Genomic DNA, 9687 nt, shown 5'->3' with positions numbered 1-9687 from the left:
TTTCTTTGTGATGCCGTTTAATGCGATAAACACCATCTAAAATTTTGAGAAAGAAATGGAGGCGCCTCCCGGAGTCGAACCGAGGTCCACGGATTTGCAATCCGCTGCATAGCCACTCTGCCAAGGCGCCTTTTCTTTCAACGCTTTAGGTTACCCACCGTTGCGTTCGATGCATACTTTACGGATTGAGCGTTGAGAGTCAAACAAAAAATATTAAATATTTATTCGTTTGCCGAGAATTAAAGCAAATAGCTGCTTGTTTGATCTAAACAGCTAACTTTTATACAAGCGAATCACTCAGCCAAGCCCAGTGATACTCGCTCATACTTAGGTAGTTTACTCGCCACCAGTTTGTAAGACTGCTCTGATAGGTCACGAATTAATTCATCATCGACATCACCCGGATAGTAAATCGTAATCCAATGTCGTTTATTGGTGTGATAGCCAGGCGTAATATCGGCAAATTGAGAGGTAAGCACTTCACCATCTTCCGGCGTTATTTTCAAAGTCACGTATTCACGCCCTTCGCGCTGCGCCAAAATCGCAAACATTTTCCCTTTGACCTTAAAAACCAACGCCTCTGGCCCGAATGGAAAACCCGACTCTGAGCCGATGAATGTCTCTAGATACTTTTCAAGCTCTTGGTTTGTCACTTTTTCGCTCCTAGCTATCCATCAATGCAAAATTATTTGGCTGTTAACGCCTCAGCTTCAAAGTGCACTCCACCCCAACCCGACTTAATAAAGTTGCGGATATTGGCGTGATCGTCACCTTGAGGGTTTTGCAGTACGTCTTCGCGGTAAAACGCGCCAAAGCACGCTAATGTTTCTTCTTCAGATAAACCATTAAGCTTTGCAAACGCGAAAATCTTACAAGAACCGTTGTTTTGATTGGCTTCGTTAGCGGTATCGCCGTTGGTAAAGGCGGTTGGTGTAAAATCGTAGTTCGAGTCAATCGCTTCCATTGTGTGGCTGAATTCGATCTGTTGAGGGGTCGTTTTAAGTTGCGAGATAAACGTGTTCAATTCCATTTGCTAGGGTCTCTGTGTAATTAAGTTTGAGTCAGTCTATGACATTGATACACAGATAAAAAGAGCCAGACCTTGATTATCGGCCAAATCTCAAACCAGGCAGCGAATCACCGAACACAACTAGAAATGCATACCACCATCGATTTCGATTACCCGCGCGTTGACGTAATCATTTTCAAAAATGAATTTTGCTGTCTGTGCAATTTCGTCTGCCTCGCCTAAACGCCCTACAGGCACCATCTTTTCTAGGCGTTCTCTTGCCTCTGGCTTCATTTGTTCTGTCATGGCGGTTTTAATCACACCCGGTGCAATGGCTGCTGAGCGAATACCATAGCGTGCCAACTCTTTTCCCCAAGTGACCGCTAACGTCGCGACCGCAGCTTTAGATGCAGCATAATTGGTTTGACCAATATTGCCTGCTCGCGCGATACTGGAAATGTTAATGATCACCCCTTTTCTCTGAGTATTAATCATCTGAAGCGCCGCTTCGCGACCACATAAAAATGTGCCAGTCAGATTCACGTCAATCACCGCATTAAATTGCTCCAACGACATTTTTGTCATTTCGCCATCTTTAACTTTGACCAACAAACCGTCACGTAAAACACCAGCGTTATTGATCAGGCCATCAAGTTGACCAAAATCGGTGATGATATCTGCAAAGACCTGTTCAACTTGCTGTTCATTGGTAACATCAACCGGATAACAAAGTGCTTTCACACCCATCATATGGCACTGTTTTTCCGTCGATTCCAACGCTTGCTCATTCACATCGAGTAACGCAAGCTCTGCGCCTTCATGTGCCAGTGTTACTGCCATCATTTGGCCAAGTCCTTGCCCTGCGCCAGTTATGGCGATCACGCTCTGTTTCAAATCCATTGCTTGTCACCTCTTCCCGCTACATGACTATTTCTTGGTTTGATAAAATTCAAACAGACTAGAGAAATCCAAGGCTTCATTGCCGTTTGCATTATGGAACGCGTACAGGTTTCGAGCCAGCGCTCCCATAGGAACAGAAGATTGGCTTTTTGACGCCGCGTCCAGCCCAAGTCCTAAGTCTTTTAGCATGAGCTTACTCATAAACCCAGGTTGATAATTGTTACTCGCTGGCGCATTTTCCATGACGCCAGGGCAAGGGTTATACAACTCTAACGCCCAGTTGCGACCGGAACTTTGCAGCATGATGTTGGAGAGCACCTGAGGGTCAAGGCCGTTGTCGATGCCCAAATTCAATGCTTCGCATGTTCCCGACATCAAGATCCCCAACATGAGGTTGTTGCAAATCTTACCCATTTGTCCGTCGCCGGCTTTACCAGCGTGAAATACGTTCTTACCCATGTGTTTTAAGATTTGCTCTGCTTTAGTGAACGCGCTATCGGTACCACCAACGATAAATGTTAACGTTCCCGCTTTGGCACCAGCCACTCCCCCTGAAACGGGCGCATCGACAAACTCGAATCCTTTGTCTTCCGCGTAAGACGCCACAATGCGCGCGGACTCCGGGTCAATCGTTGAGGAATCAATCAGAAATGTGTTCTCTTCAATCAGGTTCAGTAAGCCAACCCCTCCGCTGTGGTCCCCCAAATAAACGGCCCTTACGTGTTCACCCGCAGGTAACATGGTGATGACGATTTGTGCTCCCTTTACGACTTGTTCGGTAGACTCTGCAGGCTGTGCACCCAATGACGCTAGCTTTGACACGGTCTCCTCAACTAAGTCAAACACCTGAACGGTAAAGCCTGCTTTTAGCAGGTTCTCTGCCATGGGTGCGCCCATATTCCCCAAACCAATAAATGCAATGGTAGTCATAGCTATCTTCCTTGTTGCTAGTAATGCCCAAGTTGCGCGAGTGGGTGCTCATCGTCACTCCACAGAGAGGTAAATAATTCGCCAATCACAGCGCTATCGACCTCTGCAACACTGGCATATTTCCAATTAGGACTGCCGTCTTTATCCACCAACCTTGCTCTAACGCCTTCTTGGAACTCACCAAGTAACGCGCACCGAACAGAAATAGAAAGCTCAAGCCGGAAACAATCCGCTAGTGAGGTATGATGGAAATCGTTTATCTGTCGATAGCATATATGCGCGGTAATTGGGCTACCGGTGCGTAAGTTCGTTTTAGCACGCTCTAGCCATTGACTATTGCCTTCGATCGCTAGAATGTTATCGACCACCTGAATCACACTGTCACCTTTGCACGCTTCTTGAATCGGCTCCATTACCGCAAGTAATTGGGGTTCAGGGATACCGTCTAGCACTTGCTCGGATAAGTTCTCTAGAATCTCCGTCACTACTTCATAGGCATCTTCTACGCTTTCCCACTCTGCAATTTGCAATTGCTCCAGTAGGGTCGATTTATGCTCTGCGAGCACTAGATGATCCGCGAGGTGTGTGCCGATAGCGTCCGTTGCATTGACGATCGCACCCGTAAGCCCTAGGAATAACCCGACCCCTTCATCGAGTCGATTTAAAAACCAAGTTCCTCCCACATCCGGGTATAAACCAATGCTGATTTCAGGCATCGCTATGCGAGATGACGGCGTGACCACTTTGTGGCTTGAGCCCATATAAAGCCCCATGCCACCGCCCATCACAATCCCGTCTCCCCACGCGATGATCGGTTTGTAATAGGTGTGCAGCAGAAAATCACACTCATACTCAACACCAAAAAAGTGACTACAGAACGCTTTTGTCTCGTCCGGCGTTGTATCTCGCATCACATCGTACATCGTTCGAACATCCCCACCAGCACAAAACGCTTTCTCTCCTTGGCCTTCGAGTAATATACAAACGATGTCATCGTCGTCTTGCCACTGTACAAACTTGTCCTTAATTAGTTGGAGCATATCGAGTGTAAGTGCGTTGAGTGCTGCTGCATTATCGAGTGTCGCAACACCAATTTTGTGTTCGCTGTCGCTACATGGCAGCTCTGAAAAGTGAACAGTGCCTGACATACTGCCTCCTAATTGAACTTATTTGTTCTTCCATTGTGGTTGACGCTTTGCGAGGAATGCGTTGACCCCTTCTTGCTGATCTTCGGTATCAAACAGCTGAATAAACAATTCGCGCTCTTTCACCAATCCAAATGCGATCGAGTGAGTCCGAGTATTCTGAATTAAACGCTTACAAGCCGTCACCGACTTAGGTGATTGATTGGCAACCTTTTCAGCCAGTTCTATTGCACCCTCTAATGCTTTCCCTTGGGGAACGACCTCTTCCACCAAGCTAATTTCGCGCGCTTTTTCGGCTGTCATTTGCTCACCACACAATATGATGCGTTTGGCCCAACCTTCCCCCACCAATGCGGTGAGGTTTTGCGTTCCGCCCGCGCATGGCAATAACCCGACTTTTGCTTCTGGTAGTGCTAATTTGGCTTGCTGCTCTGCGATGCGAATATCACACGCGAGCGCTACTTCTAAACCGCCACCCATCGCGTATCCATTGATTGCCGCAATCGAGACACCTCGAAATGAAGAAAGCGCTTCAAAGGCCTCACCAAAAATGCGCGACATATCCACCGCTACGCTTTTATCGCCTGAAGCGAACAGAGTGAGATCTGCTCCCGCAGAGAAGAATTTCTCTCCCTGTCCGGTAATCACCAAAGCATAAACGTCGTCATTACGATTGAGATCACTCACCAGATCTTTTAGATATTTTAGGCTCACGGCCGTCCAGGTGTTGGCTGGCGGGTTATTCATGGTGAGAACGGCCACATGATTTTTTATGTAATGGTCAATCCCATTGTGTTGTATTCCACTTGCAGACATAGCATCTTCCTTTAGAGCAGCTCTGCCCCTTCAGTTAACAACCGGCGCGCGACGATCAAACGCATAATCTCGTTGGTTCCTTCCAAGATCTGGTGAACTCGTACATCCCTAAAATAGCGCTCCATTGGGTATTCCTTGATATAACCATAGCCGCCATAGAGCTGAAGTGCCTGATCGCACACGTTAAAACCGACATCTGTTGCGAATCTTTTTGCCATAGCACAGTAAGCCGTGGCATCTGGCGATTGTTTGTCTAACTTGCTGGCCGCAAGCCTAACTAGCTGCCTTGCGGCCACAAGCTCGGTTGCCAAGTCCGCCAGTTTGAATTGCAATGACTGGAACTGAGACAGCGCTTTACCAAACTGCTTTCTTTCCTGAATGTACTGCGTTGCTTGATTCAGTGCTTGCTGAGCCGTACCGACCGAACAGGTTGCGATGTTGATTCGCCCTCCATCCAACCCTTTCATAGCAAAGACAAAGCCTTGACCTTCTTCGCCCAGCAGATGGCTTGCTGGTATCGCCACATTGTCGAACGTAATCGATCGAGTTGGTTGACTATTCCAGCCTAGTTTTGGCTCTTTTCTGCCATAGCTGATCCCTTTGCTATCAGCTGGAACAACGAAAGCAGAAATGCCTTTTGCACCTGAACCCTGAGTGCGAGCCATCACCACCAGCACATCTGTCTCACCCGCGCCCGATATGAACACTTTAGCGCCATTGATGATGTACTTGTCACCGTGCTTGACTGCGCTAGTCGTCAAAGATGCCGCATCTGAGCCTGCGTTAGGCTCAGTTAAACAGTAGGAGCCTAACCAGTCTCCGCCAATCAGTTTCGGACAATATGCCTGCTGCACTTCTTCGCGTGCGTAGCTGGCAATCATCCACGTCACCATATTATGGATAGTCATAAATGCAGTGGTCGAGGTGCAGCCCATCGCCAATTGTTCAAATACAATAGAAGCATCTAGCCTAGGTAAACCTAATCCGCCTTGCTTTTCTGGGGTGTACAAGCTCAAGAATCCCATTTCTCCCGCTTGCTTTAATACCTCTTTAGGAAAGGTTTGCTGCTCATCCCATTCTGCCGCCATGGGGGCTAGCTTTTCTTGAGCAAACTGACGAGCTGCATCTGAAAAAGCTTTTTGATCTTCGTTCAGTTCAAAGTCCATGCCTCCTCCTTATCTCAGGTGGATAGTGAGATTGGGGCCAGTTGGAATATCGTCGTCAAACCATCGCGCGGTCACGGTTTTTGTCTCGGTGTAAAAACGAACGGCTTGTTTGCCATAAGCGTGTAAGTCACCGTAAAAACTGCCACGCCAGCCTGTAAATGAAAAGAAAGGCAAAGGCACCGGAATAGGCACATTCACCCCAACCTGACCTACTTGGATCTCGTGCTGGTATTTGCGGGCTGCCGCGCCACTGGCGGTAAAAATGGAGGTACCGTTGCCATACGGGTTACTGTTGATAAGCTCTATGGCTTGTTCCAGTGTGTCTACCTCTATACACACCAACACCGGACCAAAGATTTCTTGCTTATAAATCGACATTTCAGTGCTCACACCACTAAAGAGTGTCGGCCCAACCCAGTTGCCATCAGGAAATCCTTCCACTTCACATTGGCTGCCATCCAATTCGCACACGGCACCTTGCGCTTTGCCCTCTGAGATTAAATTGAGCACTCGCGTTTTGGCTTGTTGGCTGATCAACGGACCGTAAGCGGCATCTTGATCATTCCACGCGCCCGGCTTCATCTTGGCCATTTCGGTTTTTAAATCGGCTATCCATTCTTTGGCGCTGCCTACAAATACCGCCACGGATATGGCCATGCAGCGCTGACCTGCTGCACCAACCGAAGAGCCAACAAGGTTGGTGAGCACTTGGTTTTTGTTTGCATCTGGCATCACCACCATATGGTTTTTCGCCCCTGCAAACGCCTGAACACGTTTGTTATGACTGGTTCCTGTGTGATAGATGTACTGCGCAACAGGGACAGAGCCGACAAAAGAGACGGTTCGAATCTTAGGATGCGCCAACAAGTAGTCCACTTGTTGCTTGCCACCATGCACAATTTGTAAAACCCCTTTTGGCGCGCCTGCTTGTTCAAACAGTTCGGCTAGGCGAATAGAGGTTAAAGGCACTTGTTCTGATGGCTTCAATACAAAGGTATTCCCCGCTGCAATGGCGATTGGGAACATCCAAAGCGGGATCATGGCAGGAAAATTAAATGGGGTTATGCCGCAACATACCCCCAGCGGTTGAATTAATGAGTAGGTATCGATATCCGTCGCCACATTTTCGACGGTTTCTCCCATCATATTGCTGGCGATGTTAGCGGCCTGCTCCACCACTTCAATACCACGCCAAACATCACCTTTCGCATCTAAGGTTATTTTCCCGGTCTCTTGAGAGAGGATTTCGGCCAGTTCATCATGATGCTCTTTAAGGAGTTGCTGGTAGTTGAGCATTACTCGCGCGCGGTCAGATACCGCAACGTGCTTCCAGCTCATAAAGGCTTTTTCTGCACTTTCGATGGCACGCTGCATTTCTTCATCTAACGTGCAGGGTAACTGAGCGATCGGTTTATTGGTGGCCGGATTCGTGACTTCTATCCAGTCATTCGACTGTGACTGACAAAATTCACCATCAATAAATAAAGGGACTGACTGAGTCATAGCGATTTCCTTTTCATTTACAACGGGATTTCGATGCCCACGGCGGTTGCCTCACCACCACCAATACAAATCGATGCGATACCGCGCACCACTTGTTTGTTATTGGTGTTCCCTTCCACACCCAAAGCTTGGAGCTGCCTTAAACTATGGATAAGGGTAACTAAGATGCGCGCGCCACTCGCGCCAATAGGATGACCCAACGCGCATGCACCACCTTTTATGTTGACTTTGTCGCTGTCTAAGCCGAGATGCTTAACGGCTATTTGAGCCACAACGGCAAACGCTTCATTAATTTCCCAAAGGTCAATATCATCTAATGTCCAATCAAGATCTGATAGGAGCTGCTCGACTGCATAAACAGGCGCTAGAGTAAATTCAGACGGCGTTCTAGCGTGGGTAGTATGGCCTTTAATGATAGCTATCGGTTTTAAACCAAGGTGGTGGGCGTATTCTGGCTCCATCAGCAACAAAGCGGCTGCGCCATCAGAAATTGCGCTGGAATTCGCCGCTGTCACTGCGCCGTTTTCCGAAAAGGCAGGTTTAAGTTTATGAATTTTATTGATATCAACCGATCTGGGATGCTCATCGTAATCCAGTGATTCGCCTGATTTGAGTGTGAGAGGCGCCATCTCTTCATCAAATAGATGGCGATTGTGCGCTTCTAATGCGCGATGAATCGACATACTCGCCCACTCATCCATTTGATCTCTAGAAAACGCTAATTTGTCGGCGATTTGTTCGGCATAAACGCCCATTAAGTTGCCTTCGTAGGCGTCTTGAAGACCATCAAGAAACATATGATCGTGGGTCGTTTTATGCCCCATTCTCATCCCTGTTCGAGCATCTTTTAGCAGGTAAGGTGCGTTAGTCATGCTTTCCATGCCACCAGCAATGGCACAGCGAAACGTGCCCACTTTGATCAGGTCGGTGGCGAGCATCACCGATTTCATTCCCGAACCACACACTTTGTTGATGGTGGTACACCCGGCAAAGTTGGGAATACCCGCCCCGATTGAGGCCTGACGCGCCGGCGCTTGCCCACACCCGGCAGGCAACACACACCCCATATACACTTCATCAACCTCTTTAGCAGACAAGCCCGAAGCACTCAGTGCTGCTTTGATGGCCGCCGCCCCAAGTTGAGGGGCAGAAAACTCAGAAAGCAGCCCTTGAAATCGTCCGATTGGCGTTCTCTTGGCTGCAACAACCCAGATACCTTTGTCTTGCATTGCGTCACCCTCTTGAGGAAACTCAACAGCTTTGACTCTGTTTATCCTTTGGATGTCTCAAACTGACATCGACCACTACAAGTGACAAGCTGCTGTTCAGTCTATGGCTAATTTCTTGACGTTTACGTAAGCATAGCACTAACCTTTAGTGAAACGTGAAGAAACGCTTTTAATACACCATTTATTGTAGTTTGAAGTCTTTGCCTTGCACTGTGGGCCTTGAAATAAGGAGTACTACTAGGTGGAAACGTTCAAGATTAGTGAGCTCGCTAAAGAGTTTGATATTACGACAAGAAGTATTCGTTTCTACGAAGATGTAGGGCTCATCCAACCTCAGCGTAGAGGCAACATGCGCGTCTATGTGCGTAGAGACAAAACCCGGCTAAAGCTTATTCTACGCGGTAAACGGCTGGGATTTTCATTGGCAGAAATCAAAGAGCTGTTCGCCCTGTACGATACGGATCAAAGTGATACCCAACTGATTAAAATGCTCCACATTATTGATGAAAAAGAAGCCATGCTAAAACGTCAACTGGAAGACATCGGCATCGTGTTGGAAGAGTTAAACTTGGCTCGTTTACGCTGTGAAGACGCATTAAAAAACACGAAGTCTTAATTACTATTGCAATGCTTGTGGCTTGAGCAAAACGCAATATGGGAGGCATCATGCTGTCTCAATACAAACCCCTGAATTTTGGGCTTGATGAGTCCATCGACATGCTGCGCGATCACGTCAATGCATTTGCTCGTGATCACATAGCAAACCTTGCCGATCAAATTGATAAAGACAATCAATTCCCCAATCACCTTTGGCCACTTTTGGGTGACATGGGATTACTCGGCGTCACAATTGGTGAGCCATACGGCGGAGCAGAAATGGGCTATCTGGCGCATGTTGTTGCCATGGAAGAAATCAGCCGAGCGTCCGCCTCTGTTGGCTTAAGCTATGGTGCCCACTCCAACCTTTGTGCAAACCAAATCTACAGAAA

At 47.7% G+C, this 9687-nt stretch carries 11 protein-coding genes and 1 tRNA gene; 2 read left to right on the top strand and 10 right to left on the bottom strand.

All coding sequences use genetic code 11. From position 1 onward, the window contains the following. Nucleotides 1-56: 56 nt before the first annotated feature. The 10 genes from VNE01S_RS18240 to VNE01S_RS18195 form a co-directional block, all read right to left on the bottom strand. Nucleotides 57-130, bottom strand: a tRNA-Cys gene (locus tag VNE01S_RS18240). 163 nt (nt 131-293) lie between these two features. Beyond that, nucleotides 294-653: an MmcQ/YjbR family DNA-binding protein gene (locus VNE01S_RS18235; protein ID WP_053394626.1), complete on the bottom strand. Its 360-nt coding sequence runs from the start codon at nt 651-653 to the stop codon at nt 294-296. Nucleotides 654-685: 32 nt separating this feature from the next. Continuing rightward, complete coding sequence (locus VNE01S_RS18230; protein ID WP_053394625.1) at nt 686-1030, bottom strand: HopJ type III effector protein; 345 nt, start codon at nt 1028-1030, stop codon at nt 686-688. 120 nt (nt 1031-1150) lie between these two features. After that, the gene (locus tag VNE01S_RS18225; RefSeq protein ID WP_053394624.1) at nt 1151-1909 is read right to left on the bottom strand and encodes an SDR family oxidoreductase; all 759 of its coding nucleotides are present in this window, start codon (nt 1907-1909) and stop codon (nt 1151-1153) included. Between the two features lie 27 nt (nt 1910-1936). Continuing rightward, the gene (gene mmsB, locus VNE01S_RS18220) at nt 1937-2839 is read right to left on the bottom strand and encodes a 3-hydroxyisobutyrate dehydrogenase (protein WP_053394623.1); all 903 of its coding nucleotides are present in this window, start codon (nt 2837-2839) and stop codon (nt 1937-1939) included. Nucleotides 2840-2856: 17 nt separating this feature from the next. Next, on the bottom strand, nt 2857-3987 hold the full coding sequence (locus VNE01S_RS18215; RefSeq protein ID WP_053394622.1) for an enoyl-CoA hydratase/isomerase family protein: 1131 nt from the start codon (nt 3985-3987) through the stop codon (nt 2857-2859). Nucleotides 3988-4005: 18 nt separating this feature from the next. Beyond that, nucleotides 4006-4800, bottom strand: a complete 795-nt coding sequence (locus VNE01S_RS18210) for an enoyl-CoA hydratase (RefSeq protein WP_053394621.1) — start codon at nt 4798-4800, stop codon at nt 4006-4008. Nucleotides 4801-4811: 11 nt separating this feature from the next. Then, nucleotides 4812-5966 (bottom strand): acyl-CoA dehydrogenase family protein, encoded by a 1155-nt coding sequence (locus VNE01S_RS18205; RefSeq protein ID WP_053394620.1) that lies wholly within the window; start codon nt 5964-5966, stop codon nt 4812-4814. Between the two features lie 9 nt (nt 5967-5975). Beyond that, nucleotides 5976-7469, bottom strand: a complete 1494-nt coding sequence (locus VNE01S_RS18200) for a CoA-acylating methylmalonate-semialdehyde dehydrogenase (protein WP_053394619.1) — start codon at nt 7467-7469, stop codon at nt 5976-5978. A gap of 17 nt (nt 7470-7486) precedes the next feature. Further along, entirely contained in the window at nt 7487-8698 is a 1212-nt protein-coding gene (locus VNE01S_RS18195) for a thiolase family protein (RefSeq protein WP_053394618.1), read from the bottom strand. A 241-nt stretch (nt 8699-8939) separates the two neighbouring features. Between VNE01S_RS18195 and VNE01S_RS18190 the strand changes: the two genes are divergently transcribed. Both VNE01S_RS18190 and VNE01S_RS18185 read left to right on the top strand, forming a co-directional pair. Then, nucleotides 8940-9314: a MerR family transcriptional regulator gene (locus VNE01S_RS18190; RefSeq protein WP_053394617.1), complete on the top strand. Its 375-nt coding sequence runs from the start codon at nt 8940-8942 to the stop codon at nt 9312-9314. A gap of 50 nt (nt 9315-9364) precedes the next feature. Then, on the top strand, nt 9365-9687 hold a 323-nt coding region (locus VNE01S_RS18185; protein ID WP_174522348.1), incomplete at its 3' end, for an acyl-CoA dehydrogenase family protein.

Source organism: Vibrio nereis NBRC 15637 (genome assembly GCF_001591105.1).
GTDB lineage: Bacteria > Pseudomonadota > Gammaproteobacteria > Enterobacterales > Vibrionaceae > Vibrio > Vibrio nereis.
This window is presented reverse-complemented; position numbering and strand designations above follow the sequence as displayed.